This is a genomic window from Microbacterium pollutisoli, from assembly GCF_053586795.1.
In genome coordinates this window covers 42,447-60,371 of sequence record NZ_JBNYWT010000007.1, presented here as the reverse complement: position 1 = coordinate 60,371, position 17,925 = coordinate 42,447, and the positions used below count along the sequence as shown (strand labels likewise).

The following is a 17,925-nucleotide window of genomic DNA, read 5'->3' as shown; positions in this document are numbered from 1 at the left end:
GACGCCGACCTCGCCGAAACCCAGCGTCTCCTCAACATCCGCCCCCGCGCCGTCCTCGGCTTCCACACCCCATCTGAAACACTGAACTCACACATAGCGCGTGTTGCACTGACCACTTGAGACCGCCCCCGGCATACCCCACATTCACGCCAACTTGGCCAGCTGCGGCGCCGCGCTTGCCCTGGCACCGTCCGACACGTGATGCTGGATGCAGCGCGCTGCGGGGGCGGCGCGTCCGAGGTCACTGGGGGACGACCACATGGTGGAGCAGATCGGCATCATCGGCGGCGGAATCGTCGGCATCGCCCTGGCGCGCGAGTTGTCGGCCGCCGGCGCCGAGGTCACCGTGCTCGAGAAGGAGGCGCGGCTCTCCCAGCACCAGACGGGCCACAACTCCGGTGTCGTGCACGCCGGCCTCTATTACGCGCCGGGCTCGCTGAAGGCGACACTCTGCGCGAAGGGCCGTGCACAGATCCGCGACTACTGCCTCGAGAAGGGGCTCCCGTATCGCGAGGTCGGCAAGCTCGTCGTCGCGGTCGACGAGTCGGAGCTGGACGCCCTCGCCGAGATCGAACGGCGCTCCATCGCCAACGGGGTCCCCGGCCTCACCCGCATCGACGATGTCGAACGTCTGCGTGAGCTCGAACCGCACGTCGCGGGCGTCGCCGCTGTCCACTCCCCGCACACCGCGGTCGTCGACTACGCCAGCATCACCGAGGCGATGGCGCAGGATGTGCGCGCCGGCGGCGGGCGGATCCGGCTGCACAGCGAGGTCACCGGCATCCACCCGGAGAACGGCCGCGTGCGGACTGTCACCGCCGGAGGCGAGTTCATGTTCGACCGGGTCATCGCCGCGGCGGGTCTGCACTCCGACGTCGTGGCGAAGCTCGTCGGAGCGGACGCGTCCCCGAAGATCCTGCCGTTCCGCGGCGAGTACTGGGAGCTCAAGCGCGAGCGCACCGATCTCGTGAAGGGGATGATCTACCCCGTGCCCGACCCGCGTTTCCCGTTCCTGGGCGTGCACTTCACCCGCGGCGTCTACGACAACGTGCACGTCGGCCCGAACGCCGTGCCCGCGCTCGCCCGCGAGGGATACACGTGGCTGACGATCTCGCCGAAGCACACCTGGGAGTCGCTCACCTGGCCCGGCGCCTGGCCGCTGGCGAAGCAGCACTGGAAGATGGGCGTCGACGAGATCTCCGCCTCGCTGCTGAAGGCCCGTTACTTCCGCAAGGCGCGGCGGTTCGTCCCCGAGCTGAGGATGTCCGACCTCGAGGACAAGAGCGCGGCAGGCGTGCGGGCACAGGCGTGGGGCCGCGGCGGCGAGCTGCTCGACGACTTCGCGGCCGACCAGATCGGCGCGGTGACGGTGCTGCGCAATGCCCCGTCACCGGCAGCCACCAGTTCGATCGCCATCGCGCAGTACGTCATCGAGCACTTCCTCACGGGGACGCGGGCCTAGGCACAATACCGTTCAGTTAAGGGTTCGTGCGGTAGTTTTGGGGTATGCCTCGTTCTGGTTGGGTGAAGCCGGTTTCTGACCGCCGGTTGTCGGATTTGGTGTCGGTGGGTTTGCTGACACGGGTGTTTCCTGCGGAGGTTGTTGATCAGGTGATTGCTGATGCCGGGCGTACCGAGCAACGGAATCGGTCGTTGCCGGCGCGGGTGATGGCGTATTTCTCGATCGGGTGTCAACGTCGGCTGAATTCTGACCCTTTTTCGTCGTCTGAATCTTGACCCCTCTGGGGTTGTTGTTATCGGTTTCCGCCCGGGGTGGGCGGGGTCTTGAGGAGCTCGCGTCGGGCCCTTGTTCGGTAGGAGTCGCCGGCGAGGGTGAGGACCTCGGCGTGATGGACGAGGCGGTCGATCATCGCGGACGCGACGATGTCGTCGGCGAAGATCTCGCCCCAGCGGCCGAAGGGCATGTTGCTGGTGACGAGGATCGAGCCTTGCTCGTAGCGGGCGGCGATGAGCTGGAAGAACAGGTTCGCGGTGTCCGCGTCGAAGGGCAGGTAGCCGACCTCGTCGATGATCAGCAGCCGGTAGCGGCGCAGCCGTTTCAGCTCGTGCTCGAGACGCCCGCCCTGGTGCGCGGTCTGCAAGCGGGACGCCCAGCCGGTGGCAGTGTCGAACGCGACCGGGTAGCCGGCGTGGCAGGCCTTGATGCCCAGTCCGATGCCCAGGTGGGTCTTGCCGACGCCGGGCGGGCCGAGCAGGATCACGTTCTCCGCTTTCGTGATCCAGGTCGTGGTGGCCAGGTGCGCGAGAACGTCGCGGCGCAGTGAGGGCTGATGGTCGACGTTGAAGTCCTCGAGCGTCTTCACCGCGGGGAAGTGCGCCCCGGCGATGCGCAGGCTGGTGCCGTTCGCTTCCCGGTCCGCGACCTGTCGTTGCAGCACCGCGGCAAGGTAATCCTCGTGCGACCAGCCCTCGTCGCGGGCGGTGACCGCGAGTTGCTCCCAGACCCTGCCGATCGTGGGTGCCTTCAGCGCGCGGGCGAGGTAGCCGAGCGTCGCGGCGGTGTCGGTGCCGGTTCCCATCACAGCACCTCCCCAGTGGTCGGATCGAACCGGACCCCGAACAAGGCGTCGTAGTCGCCCGGGTCGCGGAACATCACCCGCCGCTCCGGTGCGGCGAGCTCCGCGCGCGCCCGGTCGCGTTTCGCGGCCGCGTACTGGGAGCGCAGGCCCTTCGCGGTGACCACGTGGGCGGGGTCGGTGACAACGCTGCTGGTCGCCCAGGAGCGTTCGTGGTCGGCGACCGTGGTGCCGTCGCAGACCACGATCACCCGGGTCAGTGTCGCGGTGACATCGACGAGCCGGCCGATCACCCTGGGGTCGACGGAGTAGTCGTTGCTGTCGACGCGGACGTAGTAGTCCCGGCCCAGCCGGACCCGCGCCTGCAGGCCCGTGGTCGGCGGGTGCGGGGGCAGCGCCGTCATCGCGGCCAGGTCCCTGTCGAGGACGTCGATCGGGCGGCCGCCGAGGGAACGGATCTTCCGGGCGTTCGCGCGCGGCAGCCAGTCCTGCAACTGCGCGTTGAAATCGGCAGGCGACGTGAATCGCCGACCGGGCAGGAACGATGTCTCGAAGAACCCATTGTTGCGTTCGGTCATCCCCTTGAACTCCGGATCCGCCGGCGGGGCGAGCACCACCCGAGTCGCGAGCGTCCCCGCGAACGCGGCCGCGAGCTGGGTCACCTTCCCCTTCCCGCCGATCGCGGACTCCCGGTCCCAGACCAGCGTCTTGGACACCGCGCCGACCTGCGCGATCAGCTGCCACATGCCCGCGGTGAGATCTCCGCCCTGACGTGAGGGGAGCATCACCGCGGACAGGAAGCGGGAGAACGTGAGCGTCATCACCAGCACCGGCAACATCGCCGCCTGCCCGAACCCGACCGGGATCCGCGGCTCCGGGAACCACAGATCCATCTGCGCCGCCTGCCCCGGGTGATGCACGATCCGATCCGCCGGGTCGACGCCCGCGTACTCCGGCCGGATCTGCCGGACCCGGTCCTTCAGGATCGTGATCGAGTGCACCCACCCGATCCGCTCCGCGATCACCGTCGCGGGCATCTTCGCGTCCTCGCGCAGCCACTTCCGGATCTCCGGCTCGACCGCGTCGACCAGTGACCCCCGCGGCGCCCGCCGATATGCCGGCGGCTCATCCGACGCCAACGCCGCCCGCACCGTGTTCCTCGCGACGCCGAGCTTGCGCACGATCGCCTTGATCGGCATGCCCTCCGCCTTATGCAACCGGCGGATCTCCTCCCAATCTTCCACTGAAATCACCCTCCAAGAGTGTCGGAGGGGTCAAGATTCAAACGTCGCCTCGGGGTCAGTATTCACGCGTCGTCGACATCGGGATGGCGTTGCACTCGGAGGGTTCCTACGAGGATGTGTTCGCCCAGCTGACGGATGGGCTGGCATGGTCCTCGGGCTGGGCCGAGTCATGGTCGCCGCCGTCGAAGTCGGCGATCTTCCAAGCCCGCTCCCGGCTCGGATTCGAACCCGTGCGTGACCTGTTCACCCGGGTGGCGCGCCCGCTGGCCAGGCCGGCGACACCGGGTTCGTGGTTGGCCGGACGAAGACTGGTCGCGATCGATGGCACGGTCTTGGATCTGGCTGACACGCCGGCGAATGTCGACTTCTTCGGCCGCCCCGCGTCGAGTCGGGGTGAATCGCCCCGGGTTTGATGGAGGGCTTGATTCCCCGAGAGGATCAAGTCATGCCAGCACCAAGGAAGTATCCGCAGGAGTTGCGGGAGCGAGCTCTCAGGCTCGTGCAGGAGGCGCGTCGGGAGGATCCGGAGCTGTCGCTGAACGCGGCGGTGATCCGGATCGGTCAACGCACCGGAGTCAACCCCGACACCCTCCGAGGGTGGGCGAAGCAGGCCGAGATCGATGCCGGGCAGCGGCCGGGGATGACCACGAGCGAGGCCAAGCGCATCAAGGAGCTCGAGGCTGAAGTTCGCGAGCTCAAGCGCGCCAACGAGATCCTGTTGGCGGCCTCCTCGTTCTTCGCGCGGGAGCTCGACCCGCGACTTCCCTGGTGACCCAGTTCATCGACGATCATCGTGACCGGTTCGGGGTCGAGCCAATCTGCCGAGTGCTCACCGAGCACGGAGTGAAGATTGCCCCATCGGGTTACTACGCCTTCAAGAAGCGCCCCGCCTCAGCCAGGGCGCTGCGCGATGGGCAGCTAATCGCCGAGATCGAGCGGGTGTTTTGGGACCGCAAGCTGGGTCGCGGGATCAGCGGCGTGCGCAAGATGTGGCATCTGCTGCGCCGCGAAGGCACCCCGGTCGCTCGTTGCACGGTGGAGCGGCTCATGCGAGTCCAGGGTTTGCGCGGGATTCGTCGTGGGAAGCAGTTCATCACCACCAAACCGGACGAGAAGGCGCTGCGGCCGGAGGACCGCGTGAATCGCGACTTCACCGCCTGCCGGCCGAACCAGCTCTGGGTGGTGGACTTCACCTACGTGCCGACCTGGTCAGGGATGGCGTTCACCGCGTTCGTCACCGACGTGTTCTCCCGCCGCGTTGTGGGCTGGAGAACCGCCGACCGGATGCCGACCGAGCTGCCCTTGGATGCGCTGGAGATGGCACTCTGGGTTCGGGGACGGGCAGGGGAAAACGTTGCTGGGGTGACGCATCACTCGGATGCCGGCCGGCAATACACCGCTCTGCGCTACGCCGATCGGTTGGCGGAAGTCGGTGCGATCGCATCGATCGGAACCGTGGGCGACAGCTATGACAATGCTCTGGCGGAGTCGGCGATCGGGCTCTATAAGGCCGAGTGCGTCAAGATCGACGGCCCCTTCCGCACCGTCGATGAGCTCGAGCTCGCGACGCTTTCCTGGGTGCACTGGTTCAACGAGAACCGGCTGCACTCCTCGATCGGGTATCTCACCCCGATCGAGATGGAGAACGAGTACTACCGTGAGATCAACACCCGACAGCAGCCGCTGCCGGGAGAACTCGCCCTCCACTAAACCCGGGGCGATTCAGGGTGAGCATGCCGCGTTTCCGCAGGCCCGGCTGGTGGCGTTGGCCGAGTGCGGCACCCATGCCATCCTCGACGCTGAAATCGGCCCATGCACCACTTCGGAGATCGCGTTGTCTCGGGAACTGCTCGACAGGCTGGAGCCTGGAATGCTGGTGCTCGCCGACCGAGGCTTCTACGGGTTCACACTCTGGCAGCAAGCCGCGGCCACGGGTGCAGACTTGCTCTGGCGGGTCAAGACGAACCTGCGCCCGCGGTTTCGGGAAGCTCTACCCGACGGGTCATGGTTGGCGGAGATCATCCCCACCTCCGGCACCGACCGGAAGTCGACACCGCCGCTGAAGGTGCGGGTCATCGACTACACGATCGAGGACGGGAGGGAGAACCCCGAGTCGTATCGGCTGCTCACCACGATCCTGGATCCAGCCGAGGTGACCGCCGAAGACCTCGCTGCGGCCTATTCCGAGCGGTGGGAGATCGAGTCCACCTTTGACGAGTTGAAGACACATCAGCGTGGCCCCAGGGGCGTGCTGCGCTCCAAGTCTCCCGATTTGGTCCAACAAGAAATCTGGGGGCACCTGTGCTGCCACTACGCCATCCGCACCCTCATGGTCGACGCCGCCGCCCACGCCGGACGGGACCCCGACCGGGTCTCGTTCGTCGCAGCGCTACGCATAGCCCGCCGCTCGCCGACCCAGGGCTCTTTTCGCAGGGTGGCGACGTGGCTCGCCAGTCGACCGAGCACGACGTCGGCTGCGTCGATGATGATCCACTCGCGCTGGACATCAGCGGGAGTAGGTGAGAATGTGCGAGTCACAGTTGAACTGCTTTCTCGTCGAAATGAGGCGTTCGTGAATCCCGCTCCGTGGACGTTTGCGAAGCAAACGATGCCGGTGGAGGGCTCAAGTTCGGGTATCGCGCGTACCACGCAGACACCAAAGATCGAGAGTAGTCGCGATCGGGCATCCCGGTCAAACGCACCTGGCTTTCGCGGATGCCTTGCGCTAGTCGGTCACATTGCGGTCTGCCCGCCGTCGACGGTCAGCACGTGCCCGGTGATCCAGGACGACTCGTCGGAAGCGAGGAACAGGGCGGCCGAGGCGATGTCCTCCGGCGTCCCAGCCCTCTTGAGGGGCTGAAGCGAAAGCATCACATCGATGAATTGCTGGTTCGACAGTTCAGCGGTCTGCCCGGTGAAGGGCACGAAGCCGGGGGCGATCGCATTACAGCGGATCCCCTGTGGCCCATAATCCACGGCGATCGATCGGCTGAGTCCGATGACGCCCGCTTTGGTGGCAGCGTGCGGTCCATGGCCGGGAATGCCGACAAGCCCCGAGGTCGACGCGGTGTTGATGATCGAACCGGCGCCCTGCTTCTGCATCTGACGCAAGGCGTATTTGCAGCCGTAGTACACCTGAGTCAGTTCGAACTGGATCGTGAAATTCCAGTCCTCCGTGCTCAAGTCCGCAATCGGGGACATCCGGACCAGGCCGGCATTGTTGTACATGACATCCAATCGGCCGTAGTTGTCCGCCGCGAACTTAACCAGGCCCTCGACCTCGTCTTCCTTCGTCACATCCACCCTGGCAAAGGCGGCCGAACCTCCAGCAGCGGTGATTTCATCAACGACGGCCTTCCCGCCATCAACATTGAAATCGGCGACGATCACGGTCGCGCCTTCGAGGGCGAACAGTAGCGCAGCCGCCTTGCCCTGACCCGAAGCGGCTCCCGTTATGACAACTATCTTCTCCTGCAGCCTGTTCATCGGCCTTCTCCTTTGTCATCGTTGACATTCATTGCCAATCGGGCGGACTTGGACTCACCGGCCCGAGATCATCCGCTCGCACTCACAACCATACGCTCATGACGGCGCTCAGCGAATTTCCCCGGTCTTGCTCATCGAAGTTCCCATGCTCTCGGTGCTGTGAGCGAAGCAGGCACCTGGTCGAGTGCCGCGCGCCGCGCCCTCGTACGCTCGGCCTGAATCGCCCCGGGTTTGATGGAGGGCTTGATTCCCCGAGAGGATCAAGTCATGCCAGCACCAAGGAAGTATCCGCAGGAGTTGCGGGAGCGAGCTCTCAGGCTCGTGCAGGAGGCGCGTCGGGAGGATCCGGAGCTGTCGCTGAACGCGGCGGTGATCCGGATCGGTCAACGCACCGGAGTCAACCCCGACACCCTCCGAGGGTGGGCGAAGCAGGCCGAGATCGATGCCGGGCAGCGGCCGGGGATGACCACGAGCGAGGCCAAGCGCATCAAGGAGCTCGAGGCTGAAGTTCGCGAGCTCAAGCGCGCCAACGAGATCCTGTTGGCGGCCTCCTCGTTCTTCGCGCGGGAGCTCGACCCGCGACTTCCCTGGTGACCCAGTTCATCGACGATCATCGTGACCGGTTCGGGGTCGAGCCAATCTGCCGAGTGCTCACCGAGCACGGAGTGAAGATTGCCCCATCGGGTTACTACGCCTTCAAGAAGCGCCCCGCCTCAGCCAGGGCGCTGCGCGATGGGCAGCTAATCGCCGAGATCGAGCGGGTGTTTTGGGACCGCAAGCTGGGTCGCGGGATCAGCGGCGTGCGCAAGATGTGGCATCTGCTGCGCCGCGAAGGCACCCCGGTCGCTCGTTGCACGGTGGAGCGGCTCATGCGAGTCCAGGGTTTGCGCGGGATTCGTCGTGGGAAGCAGTTCATCACCACCAAACCGGACGAGAAGGCGCTGCGGCCGGAGGACCGCGTGAATCGCGACTTCACCGCCTGCCGGCCGAACCAGCTCTGGGTGGTGGACTTCACCTACGTGCCGACCTGGTCAGGGATGGCGTTCACCGCGTTCGTCACCGACGTGTTCTCCCGCCGCGTTGTGGGCTGGAGAACCGCCGACCGGATGCCGACCGAGCTGCCCTTGGATGCGCTGGAGATGGCACTCTGGGTTCGGGGACGGGCAGGGGAAAACGTTGCTGGGGTGACGCATCACTCGGATGCCGGCCGGCAATACACCGCTCTGCGCTACGCCGATCGGTTGGCGGAAGTCGGTGCGATCGCATCGATCGGAACCGTGGGCGACAGCTATGACAATGCTCTGGCGGAGTCGGCGATCGGGCTCTATAAGGCCGAGTGCGTCAAGATCGACGGCCCCTTCCGCACCGTCGATGAGCTCGAGCTCGCGACGCTTTCCTGGGTGCACTGGTTCAACGAGAACCGGCTGCACTCCTCGATCGGGTATCTCACCCCGATCGAGATGGAGAACGAGTACTACCGTGAGATCAACACCCGACAGCAGCCGCTGCCGGGAGAACTCGCCCTCCACTAAACCCGGGGCGATTCAGGGTGAGCATGCCGCGTTTCCGCAGGCCCGGCTGGTGGCGTTGGCCGAGTGCGGCACCCATGCCATCCTCGACGCTGAAATCGGCCCATGCACCACTTCGGAGATCGCGTTGTCTCGGGAACTGCTCGACAGGCTGGAGCCTGGAATGCTGGTGCTCGCCGACCGAGGCTTCTACGGGTTCACACTCTGGCAGCAAGCCGCGGCCACGGGTGCAGACTTGCTCTGGCGGGTCAAGACGAACCTGCGCCCGCGGTTTCGGGAAGCTCTACCCGACGGGTCATGGTTGGCGGAGATCATCCCCACCTCCGGCACCGACCGGAAGTCGACACCGCCGCTGAAGGTGCGGGTCATCGACTACACGATCGAGGACGGGAGGGAGAACCCCGAGTCGTATCGGCTGCTCACCACGATCCTGGATCCAGCCGAGGTGACCGCCGAAGACCTCGCTGCGGCCTATTCCGAGCGGTGGGAGATCGAGTCCACCTTTGACGAGTTGAAGACACATCAGCGTGGCCCCAGGGGCGTGCTGCGCTCCAAGTCTCCCGATTTGGTCCAACAAGAAATCTGGGGGCACCTGTGCTGCCACTACGCCATCCGCACCCTCATGGTCGACGCCGCCGCCCACGCCGGACGAGACCCCGACCGGGTCTCGTTCGTCGCAGCGCTACGCATAGCCCGCCGCTCAGTCGCCTCGGGCTCTTTTTCCCCCTCAGCGCCCTGACACTGCCGTCGCCGCATGGCGTCACGCCATCCTCAGCCTTCTCAAACGCCTGAACCCTGCGCGCCGACAGCGCTCAAACCCCCGCGTGATCAAACGCAAGATCTCCAAATGGCTTGCCAAACGCGACCACCACAGTCGTTGGCCACAACCCGCGAACAGTCCCCGAGTTCACGTTCAAACCCTTAACTGAACGGTATTGGGCCTAGGCACCCGCCGCCGCCCACCCCTGTGGCTATCCTGATCGGATGCCATCTGTCGGCGACCTGGTCGCACCGCGCCGCATGGGCATCGGCTTCCGCTGGCTGCTGGCGTCGTCGTGGACCAGCAACGTCGGCGACGGCATCGCCCTGGCGGCCGCGCCCCTGCTCATCGCCTCGATGACCTCGTCGCCGATCCTGGTGGCGTCGGGAGCGATCCTGCAGTTCCTGCCGTGGCTGCTGTTCGGACTGCACGCCGGCGCCGTCGCCGACCGGTTCGACCGGCGCCGGGTCGTGATGACGGCCAACGGCGCCCGGGCGATCGTCGTGGCCGCCCTGATCGCGTTCCTGGTGACCGGCGTCGCGGACATCTGGATCGTGCTGGCCGTCTCGTTCCTCTACGGCACCGCCGAGGTCTTCGTCGACACGGCCGGCACCGCCCTGCTGCCCATGATCGTGCAGCCCGCGGACCTCGGCACCGGCAACGCCCGGCTCCAGGCCGGCTACCTCGTCGTGAACCAGTTCGCGGGCCCGCCGCTGGGCGCCTTCCTGTTCGCGCTCGGCAGTGCCTGGCCGTTCCTCGTCCAGGGCCTGTGCGTGGCCCTGGCCATCGTGCTGATCTCGCGGCTGACCCTGCCGATCGAACCGGCGGCCACGGCCCCCGCACCACGCAAGCCCGTGCACACCGAGATCGCGGAGGGCCTGGGATGGCTGTGGCGCAACCCACCGGTGCGCACGCTGGTGATCATCATCCTCACCTTCAACATCACCTGGGCCGCGCCGTGGGGCGTGCTCGTGCTTTACGCCACCGAGCACCTCGGCATGGGGCCGGTCGGGTTCGGCACCCTGACGACCGCGTCGGCGGTGGGCGGCATGGTGGCGGTGCTGATCTTCGGCCGGCTGCAGCGGCGGGTGTCGTTCGCGACGCTCATGCGCGTGTGCCTGTCGGCCGAGGTGCTCATGCACCTGTCGTTCGCCCTGACGACCTCCGGGTGGGTGGCGCTGGTGATCATGTTCGGGTTCGGGCTGTACGCGTTCGTCTGGGGGACGATCTCGACCACCGTGCGCCAGCGCCTGGTCCCCTTGTCCCTGCAGGGCCGGATCGCGTCGGTGAACATGGTCGGTGTGTTCGGCGGCCTGGTCATCGGCCAGGCGCTCGGCGGCGTCATCGCGCAGACCTGGGGACTCACCGCGCCCTGGTGGTTCGCGTTCGCCGGGTCGGCCTTGACCCTCCTGCTCGTCTGGCGGCCGATCGCGCACATCGTCAACGCCCAGCCCACAGGGGATAATGAGTCGGTGACGGACGCGCCCCTGACCCTGCCCGGCTGGACCCACGTGTACTCGGGGAAGGTGCGCGACCTGTATCGCCCCGCCGGACCCGACGGCGAAGCCGACCGCATGCTCGTGGTCGCCAGCGACCGGGTGAGCGCGTTCGATCACGTGCTCGATCCCGCCATCCCGTCCAAGGGCGCACTGCTGACGACACTCAGCCTGTGGTGGTTCGCGCAGCTCGCCGGCGGCGACGGCGGGCGCCCCATCCCGAACCACCTGGTCGCCGACGCCGAGCCGCCGGCCGAGGTCGCCGGACGCGCCATGCTCGTGCGGGCGCTGGACATGCAGCCGGTCGAGTGCGTCGTGCGCGGCTACCTCACCGGCTCGGGCTGGGCCGAGTATCAGGAGAGCGGCACCGTGTGCGGCATCGCCCTGCCGGCGGGGCTGGCCAACGGCGACCGGCTGCCCGAGCCCATCTTCACGCCGGCCTACAAGGCGCCGCTGGGCGAGCACGATGAGAACATCTCCTACGCGCAGACGGTCGAGCTGGTCGGTGCCGATATCGCCGCGCAGCTGCGCGACGCCTCGCTCGAGATCTACACCCGCGCCGCGCGCATCGCCGAGGCGCGGGGGCTGATCCTCGCGGACACGAAGTTCGAGTTCGGGCTCGACGACGCCGGCATCCTGACCCTCGCCGACGAGGTGCTCACGAGCGACTCGTCGCGGTACTGGGATGCCGAGGCCTGGCGCACCGGGACCACCCCGGCCGAGCGGATGGCGAGCTTCGACAAGCAGCCGGTGCGCGACTGGATCTCCGCCAACTGGGACCGGCAGGGGACGCCGCCCGCGCTGCCGGACGACGTCGTCGCCGCGACCACCGCGCGCTATCGCGAACTGCTGGAGCGCCTCACCGCGCACTGACGGGCACACGCGCGGATGTCGCCCGAGTGGCATCCACGGCTCCCAGGCTTCTCCCAGATATCGTGACGGGAGCAACTTACCCGCGAGGAGCACACGCATGCCCATCTGGACCCTGCACGGCGACGGCCGTCACATCGAGCGCACCGCCGTCGTCCGCCCCGACGAACGCCTGAACTGGCCCGGGACGATCGCCATCGGCGCACAGCACGTCGTCGCCATGTTCGGCGCGACCTTCCTGGTGCCGGTGCTCACCGGCTTCCCGGTGTCGACCACTCTGCTGTTCTCGGGCCTGGGCACCCTGCTGTTCCTGGTGCTGACCGGCAACCGGCTGCCCAGCTACCTGGGCTCGTCGTTCGCGTTCATCGCGCCGATCCTCGCGGCCGGACCCGGCGGCGGCGCTCCGCTGGAGACCCCGGAGCAGATCTCGCAGGCCCTGCTGGGCGTCTTCGTCGCCGGTGTGCTGCTGGCCGGCGTCGGCTTCCTCGTACAGGCGACCGGCACGGGCTGGATCGAGAAGCTCATGCCACCGGTCGTCTCGGGCGCCATCGTGGCGCTCATCGGCCTGAACCTGGCGCCCGTGGCCTGGCAGAACTTCCAGGTCGACGCACTGCTGGCCACGATCACCCTGGTCGCCTGCGTGCTGTTCTCGGTGCTGTTCCGCGGCTTCCTGGGCCGCGTGTCGATCTTCCTCGGCGTGGTCGTCGGCTACGTCGTCGCGATCATCATGGGCAAGGTCGACTTCTCCGCGGTCGAGTCGGCCGCCTGGCTGGGTCTTCCCGAGTTCCACCTCCCCGCCTTCGGCGACCCGGTCGCGTGGGGCCTGCTGCCCATGTTCCTCCCCGTCGTGCTCGTGCTCATCGCCGAGAACGTCGGGCACGTGCGCGGCGTGGCCACGATGACCGAGGACCCCACCATCAACAAGCGCACCGGCCGCGCGCTGGTCGCCGACGGCATCGCCACCACGATCGCCGGCGCGTTCGGTGGGTCGGGCACCACGACGTACGGCGAGAACATCGGCGTCATGGCCGCCACCCGCGTGTACTCGACCGCCGCCTACTGGGTCGCGGGCATCATCGCTCTCCTGCTGGCGTTCTCCCCCAAGGTCGGCGCCGTCATCTTCGCACTGCCCGCGGGCGTGCTCGGCGGTGTGACCACTGCGCTGTACGGCCTGATCGGCGTCATCGGCATCAAGATCTGGGTCGACAACCAGGTCGACTTCTCGCGCCCCGTGAACCAGTACACGGTGGCCGTGTCGTTCGTCGTGGCCATCGCCGGGTTCACGATGACCTTCGACCAGCTGCAGTTCGGCGGCATCGTGCTGGGCACGGTCGCGGCCCTGGTCATCTACCACCTGGGCAACGCGATCGCGCGCGCCCGCAAGACCGGTGCGGACGACGGCGGCCCCATCGTCCCGATCGGCCAGCTCGGCGGCGATCCGCAGCAGTGAATCGGATGCCGGGGGCTTCGTGCCTCCGGCATCCCCTCCCGTGCGCGGCGGCTCCGGTCAGGCAGAGTCGCGGACGACGAGCTCGGTGTCGAGCACCGTCACGTGCGGTGCCTGGCCGCCGCCGAGGATCGTCAGCAGGATGTCGGCCATGCGCTCGCCCTGTGCGTACGAGGGCTGGCGCATCGTGGTCAGCTGCGGCGTCACGCTGGTGGCCACCGGGGAGTCGTCGAAGCCGATGATGGCGACGTCCTCGGGCACGCGGATGCCGTGGCGCCCGAGCACGGTGAGCGCGCCGCGCGCCATCAGGTCGCTCGCCGCGAACAGCGCGTCGAACTCGACGCCGGACTCGATGATCCGCTGCATCGCCGCGGCGCCGCCGTCGGCGGTGAAGTTGCCGTCTTCGATGGGCCCGTCGGCCAGGCCCGCGGCCGCCAGCGCTTCGCGGTAGCCGTCGAGCCGGTCGACGCCGGCGGGCATCGTGAGCGGGCCGGTGATCGTCGCGATGCGCGTGTGCCCCTTGCCCACCAGGTACTCGGTCGCCGCACGGGCGCCGGCCAGGTTGTCGACGTCCACGTAGTAGTCCCGCTCGCGCTCGCGCACGGGCCGGCCACCGTAGACGACCGGGACGGCCGCGGCGATCCGGTCGATGAAGGTGTCACTGGTGTGATGCGACACGATGATGGCGCCGTCGACGGCGCCGCTGCGCACGTAGGCGGTCGTCTTGTCGCGCGGGTCGTCGCTGGCGATGATCAGGTTCAGCACGTAGTCCGACCGGCTGAGCCGGGCGTTGATGCCCGACACGATCGCCGCGAAGAACGGGTCGCCGAAGAACCGGGTGGTGTCCTCGGGCACGACGAGCGCGATGGCCATCGTGGCGCGGCTGGCCAGCGACCGGGCGGCGCGGTTGGGCACGTAGTTCAGCTCGGCGATCGCCCGCTGCACGGCCTCGAGCGCGGCCGGGCTGACCGCCGTCGACCCGTTCACGACGCGCGAGACCGTCGACCGCGAGACGCCGGCCGCTGCGGCGACCTCTTCGATCGTGGCGGTCGCGCGGGTGCTTTGGATCGTCACAGAACCTCACTCGTCGCTGCGGGGACATCGATCGCCTTGGCGGCGATGACCCGACGATAGTCCAGAGCGCTGTCCTTGAGCGTGCGTTCCTGGGTGTCGTAGTCGACCCGGACGAGGCCGAACCGCTTGTCGTACCCCCACGCCCACTCGAAATTGTCGAGCAGCGACCAGTAGAAATAACCGCGCACATCGACACCGGCCTCGGCCGCGTCGATGATCGCCCCCAGATGCCCCCGCAAGAAGTCCGTCCGCTCGGCGTCGTGCACGCGCACGACCCCGGCTTCGACGACCGGGTGGTCGTCGAACGCCGCACCGTTCTCGGTGACGTACAGCGCGGTCCCCACCGGCTGTGCGTACTCGGTCCACACGCGCTGCAGCAGCGCGGTCAGGCCCGCCGGGTCCACTTCCCAGTTCATGGCCGTGCGGGGCAGTCCCCGCTCGTGCCAGTGGATCCCCTCGTGCGACGGGAACGGTGACTTCGACGGCCGCTCGGTGGGCGCATCGCCGGCCGGCGGCTGGTGCGGGTCGGGCTGCGCGCCGACGAATTCGCGGTGGTAGTAGTTGACCCCGAGCACGTCCAGCGGCTGGGCGATGGTCGCCAGGTCGCCCGTGTGCACGGCCGCGTCCAGAGCGTCGACGGCTGCGGCATCCACGGCGCGGATGTCCTCGACGATGTCGGCGGGGTACTGCGCGCGGAAGATCGGGTCGAGGAACCACCGGTTGAACTGCCCGTCGATGCGGCGGGCCGCGTCGAGATCGCCCGCGGAGGCGGGGTCGACCGGCTGGGCCTCAGTGAGGTTCAGGGTGACGCCCAGGTCGAGCGCCGCGTCGCGGGCGCGCAGCTCGCGCACCGTCTGGCCGTGACCCAGCAGCAGGTGGTGTGCCGCCAGGAGCCCGTCGGTGACGCTGTAGCGCCCCGGCGCGTGGATGCCGGCGGTGTAGCTGAGGAACGACGAGCACCACGGCTCGTTCAGCGTCGTCCACTCCGCCAGCCGGTCGCCGAGGGCGTCGTGCATGCCGAGGGCGTACTCGGTGAACAGGTCGCTGGTCTCGCGCACGGTCCAGCCACCGCGCTCCTCGAGCGCCTGCGGCAGATCCCAGTGGTAGAGGGTGATCCAGGGGCGGATGCCGGCATCCCGCAGCTCGTCGACCAGACGCTTGTAGAAGTCGACGCCCTTCGGGTTGACCGCACCGCCGTCGGGACGCACCCGCGCCCACGACACCGAGAAGCGGTACGTGTCGATGCCGAGGTCCTTCATGAGCGCCACGTCGTCGCGGTAGCGGTGGTAGTGGTCGCACGCGACGTCGCCGGTGTCCCCACCGATCACCGCGCCGGGCACGCGGCTGAACGTGTCCCAGATCGATGCCGTGCGGCCGTCTTCGAACGCCGCGCCCTCGATCTGGTACGCGGCCGTGGCCACGCCGAAGCGGAACCCGGGCGGGAACGCGCGCGCAGTGAACGTCATGGAGCGGAGCCTTCCGTGAGCGGTGGCGGGCCTCAGCCCTTCACCGCGCCTTGCATGATGCCGCTGACCAGCTGCTTACCGGCGAAGATGAACAGCAGCAGCAGCGGGATGGTCGCCAGCACGACACCGGCGAGCACGACGGAGTAGTCGACGAAGTAGTTCGACTGCAGCAGCGACAGCGCGACGGGCAGGGTCGGGTTCTGCCGGTCGAGCACGATGAACGGCCAGAAGAAGTTGTTCCACGATCCGACGAAGGTGAACAGGAACAGCATCGCCGCCGCGGGACGTGCCGCGGTGACACCCACCGTCCAGAACGTGCGGATCATCGACGCGCCGTCCACGCGGGCGGCCTCGATGAGCTCGTCGGGCACCGACTGCTGCAGGTACTGGGTCATCCAGAACACACCGAACGCACTGGTCAGCGCGGGGATGATGATCGCCCCGATCTGGCCGGTCCACCCCAGCTCGCTGAACAGGATGTACAGCGGCACGACGCCCAACTGCTGCGGCACGGCCATGGTGGCCACCACGAACACGAGCAGCGCAGGACCGCCGAGGAACTTCAGCTTCGCGAAGGCCCACCCCGCCAGGGTGGAGGTGATCACGACGGATGCCGCGATCAGGAAGGAGCTGTAGATCGAGTTCCACAGCGCCGGCCAGAAGTTGACGGCCGGGTTGTTCATGACCGACGCGGCGTTGTCGAGGAAGTTGCCGCCGGGGATCCAGCCGAACGGCTGGCGCAGCGTGGTCGAGTCGCCCGAGCCGATCACGAACGACCAGTACAGCGGGAAGACGGCCGAGATGAACACGACGGCGAGCGTCGCGTAGACCCAGAAGCCGGGGCGCGCACCGCGGATGCGGATCCCCTTGCCGACCTTGCCGGCGCCGCGGCGCGGCGTGGCGGCGCTCGGTCGGGTCTCCTTGACCGTCGTGCGGACGGTCGATGTGCCGACGCTCATCGTCCGGCCTCCTTCACGCTCTTCTTGGCGGCCTTGGCCTGTGCGCGCCGCTGCTGTTTCGAAATCTCGGAGCGCAGACCCTCGTCGCGCACGAGGTTGCGGGTGATGAGCAGGTTGATCAAGCCGATCCCGAGGATGATGATGAACAGGATCCACGCCATGGCCGCGGCACGGCCGAAGTTCCACTGGCCCCAGCCGATGTCGTACAGGTACAGGGTGATCGTCAGCCACTGCTGCGCGGCACCGCCGCGGCCGAACTGGTCGAACATGCGCGGCTCGTCGAAGATCTGCAGACCACCGATGGTCGAGGTGATGATCACGAAGATCAGGGTGGGCTTGAGCGAGGGCAGCGTGATGCTGAAGAACTGGCGGACCGGGCCCGCGCCGTCGACGGTCGCGGCCTCGTAGAAGTCACGGTTCACGGCCTGCATGGCCGCGAGGAGGATGAGGGCGTTGTAGCCCATCCAGCGGTAGTTGACCATGGTCGCGATGGCGACGTGGCTCCAGAACGGCTCGACGTGCCAGGGGATCGGGCCGATGCCGATGGCGCCGAGCCAGCTGTTGACCAGGCCCGACTGGTCGGCGAACATCGCGTTGAAGATGAGGCCGACGGCGACGGGGGCCACGACGAACGGGATGAGCACGCTCATCCGCCAGAACGTCTTGGCGCGGATGTTGCGGTCGAGCACCGCGGCGATGAAGATCGCGAGGATCAGCTGCGGGACGCTCGAGAGCAGGAAGATGCTGAAGGTGTTGCGCAACGCCGTCCAGAAGTGCGGCTGCGTCAGGATCCAGACGTACTGGTCGAAGCCGACGAACTCGCCCGAGTTGCGGACCAGGTCCCAGTCCATGAACGAGATGACGGCGGTGTACCCGATCGGGAACAGGCCCACGATCGCGAACATGATGAAGAACGGCGAGATGTACAGGTAGGGCGAGACCTTGAGGTCCCAGCGGCTGAGGCGCTGGGAGAACGAGATCACCCGAGGGGGCCGGCCGTCCGGCGTCGCGGAGCTGCGCTCGGCGCGGCGCGTGTCAGTCAGAGTCACGATCGTCC

12 protein-coding genes, 6 pseudogenes and 2 other annotated features are annotated in these 17,925 nt (G+C 67.7%); of the genes and pseudogenes, 10 read left to right on the top strand and 8 right to left on the bottom strand.

What is annotated here, in order from left to right:
• Window positions 1-259 precede the first annotated feature (259 nt).
• The gene (lhgO, locus tag ACQ143_RS14200; RefSeq protein WP_449571356.1) at window positions 260-1,462 is read left to right on the top strand and encodes an L-2-hydroxyglutarate oxidase; all 1,203 of its coding nucleotides are present in this window, start codon (window positions 260-262) and stop codon (window positions 1,460-1,462) included.
• A gap of 44 nt (window positions 1,463-1,506) precedes the next feature.
• Window positions 1,507-1,689, top strand: a pseudogene (locus tag ACQ143_RS14195) (transposase domain-containing protein); the annotation flags it as partial.
• A 65-nt stretch (window positions 1,690-1,754) separates the two neighbouring features.
• Here the strand turns inward: ACQ143_RS14195 and istB are convergent.
• Both istB and istA read right to left on the bottom strand, forming a co-directional pair.
• Window positions 1,755-2,540, bottom strand: coding sequence for an IS21-like element helper ATPase IstB (gene istB, locus ACQ143_RS14190; protein WP_449571355.1), 786 nt, complete (start codon window positions 2,538-2,540; stop codon window positions 1,755-1,757).
• Window positions 2,540-3,790: an IS21 family transposase gene (gene istA / locus ACQ143_RS14185; protein WP_449571354.1), complete on the bottom strand. Its 1,251-nt coding sequence runs from the start codon at window positions 3,788-3,790 to the stop codon at window positions 2,540-2,542. Before istA ends, istB begins: the two co-directional genes overlap by 1 nt.
• A gap of 68 nt (window positions 3,791-3,858) precedes the next feature.
• Here istA and ACQ143_RS14180 point away from each other — a divergent pair.
• The 3 genes and pseudogenes from ACQ143_RS14180 to ACQ143_RS14170 form a co-directional block, all read left to right on the top strand.
• A pseudogene (locus ACQ143_RS14180) lies at window positions 3,859-4,179 on the top strand (transposase domain-containing protein); the annotation flags it as partial.
• A gap of 47 nt (window positions 4,180-4,226) precedes the next feature.
• Window positions 4,227-5,491, top strand: a protein-coding gene (locus tag ACQ143_RS14175; protein WP_449571352.1) for an IS3 family transposase whose coding sequence is annotated in 2 segments (ribosomal slippage) — window positions 4,227-4,518 and window positions 4,518-5,491 — 1,266 coding nt in all. Because the reading frame shifts where the segments join, the coding sequence is not laid out codon by codon here.
• Window positions 4,511-4,639 (top strand) — a sequence feature (AL1L pseudoknot). It overlaps the preceding gene by 129 nt.
• A pseudogene (locus ACQ143_RS14170) lies at window positions 5,490-6,215 on the top strand (IS4 family transposase); the annotation flags it as partial. The gene ACQ143_RS14175 and the pseudogene ACQ143_RS14170, both read left to right, overlap by 2 nt.
• Here ACQ143_RS14170 and ACQ143_RS14165 read toward each other — a convergent pair.
• A pseudogene (locus ACQ143_RS14165) lies at window positions 6,212-6,319 on the bottom strand (50S ribosomal protein L13); the annotation flags it as partial. The pseudogenes ACQ143_RS14170 and ACQ143_RS14165 overlap by 4 nt on opposite strands.
• A gap of 195 nt (window positions 6,320-6,514) precedes the next feature.
• Window positions 6,515-7,267, bottom strand: a complete 753-nt coding sequence (locus tag ACQ143_RS14160) for an SDR family NAD(P)-dependent oxidoreductase (RefSeq protein ID WP_449571353.1) — start codon at window positions 7,265-7,267, stop codon at window positions 6,515-6,517.
• A 267-nt stretch (window positions 7,268-7,534) separates the two neighbouring features.
• Between ACQ143_RS14160 and ACQ143_RS14155 the strand changes: the two genes are divergently transcribed.
• From ACQ143_RS14155 to ACQ143_RS14135, 5 genes and pseudogenes are all read left to right on the top strand, one after another.
• Window positions 7,535-8,799 (top strand): IS3 family transposase gene (locus ACQ143_RS14155; protein ID WP_449571352.1). Its coding sequence is split into 2 segments (ribosomal slippage): window positions 7,535-7,826 and window positions 7,826-8,799, totalling 1,266 coding nucleotides; the frame shifts between segments, so codons are not numbered across the junction.
• Window positions 7,819-7,947 (top strand) — a sequence feature (AL1L pseudoknot). Its footprint overlaps the gene before it by 129 nt.
• Window positions 8,798-9,535, top strand: a pseudogene (locus tag ACQ143_RS14150) (IS4 family transposase); the annotation flags it as partial. The gene ACQ143_RS14155 and the pseudogene ACQ143_RS14150, both read left to right, overlap by 2 nt.
• 245 nt (window positions 9,536-9,780) lie before the next feature.
• Window positions 9,781-11,019, top strand: a pseudogene (locus ACQ143_RS14145) (MFS transporter); the annotation flags it as partial.
• A 9-nt stretch (window positions 11,020-11,028) separates the two neighbouring features.
• Window positions 11,029-11,925 carry a phosphoribosylaminoimidazolesuccinocarboxamide synthase gene (locus ACQ143_RS14140; RefSeq protein WP_449571357.1) on the top strand — a complete coding sequence of 299 codons (897 nt, stop codon included), beginning with the start codon at window positions 11,029-11,031 and terminating at the stop codon, window positions 11,923-11,925.
• 97 nt (window positions 11,926-12,022) lie between these two features.
• Window positions 12,023-13,372, top strand: coding sequence for a uracil-xanthine permease family protein (locus ACQ143_RS14135; protein WP_449571351.1), 1,350 nt, complete (start codon window positions 12,023-12,025; stop codon window positions 13,370-13,372).
• Window positions 13,373-13,429: 57 nt separating this feature from the next.
• Here the strand turns inward: ACQ143_RS14135 and ACQ143_RS14130 are convergent, their stop codons facing one another.
• The 4 genes from ACQ143_RS14130 to ACQ143_RS14115 are packed head-to-tail and all read right to left on the bottom strand — an operon-like array spanning window position 13,430 to window position 17,917.
• Entirely contained in the window at window positions 13,430-14,443 is a 1,014-nt protein-coding gene (locus ACQ143_RS14130; RefSeq protein ID WP_449571350.1) for a LacI family DNA-binding transcriptional regulator, read from the bottom strand.
• On the bottom strand, window positions 14,440-15,909 hold the full coding sequence (locus ACQ143_RS14125; RefSeq protein ID WP_449571349.1) for a GH1 family beta-glucosidase: 1,470 nt from the start codon (window positions 15,907-15,909) through the stop codon (window positions 14,440-14,442). Before ACQ143_RS14125 ends, ACQ143_RS14130 begins: the two co-directional genes overlap by 4 nt.
• A gap of 32 nt (window positions 15,910-15,941) precedes the next feature.
• Window positions 15,942-16,868 carry a carbohydrate ABC transporter permease gene (locus tag ACQ143_RS14120; protein ID WP_449571348.1) on the bottom strand — a complete coding sequence of 309 codons (927 nt, stop codon included), beginning with the start codon at window positions 16,866-16,868 and terminating at the stop codon, window positions 15,942-15,944.
• Window positions 16,865-17,917: a carbohydrate ABC transporter permease gene (locus ACQ143_RS14115; RefSeq protein ID WP_449571347.1), complete on the bottom strand. Its 1,053-nt coding sequence runs from the start codon at window positions 17,915-17,917 to the stop codon at window positions 16,865-16,867. Before ACQ143_RS14115 ends, ACQ143_RS14120 begins: the two co-directional genes overlap by 4 nt.
• Window positions 17,918-17,925: the final 8 nt, after the last annotated feature.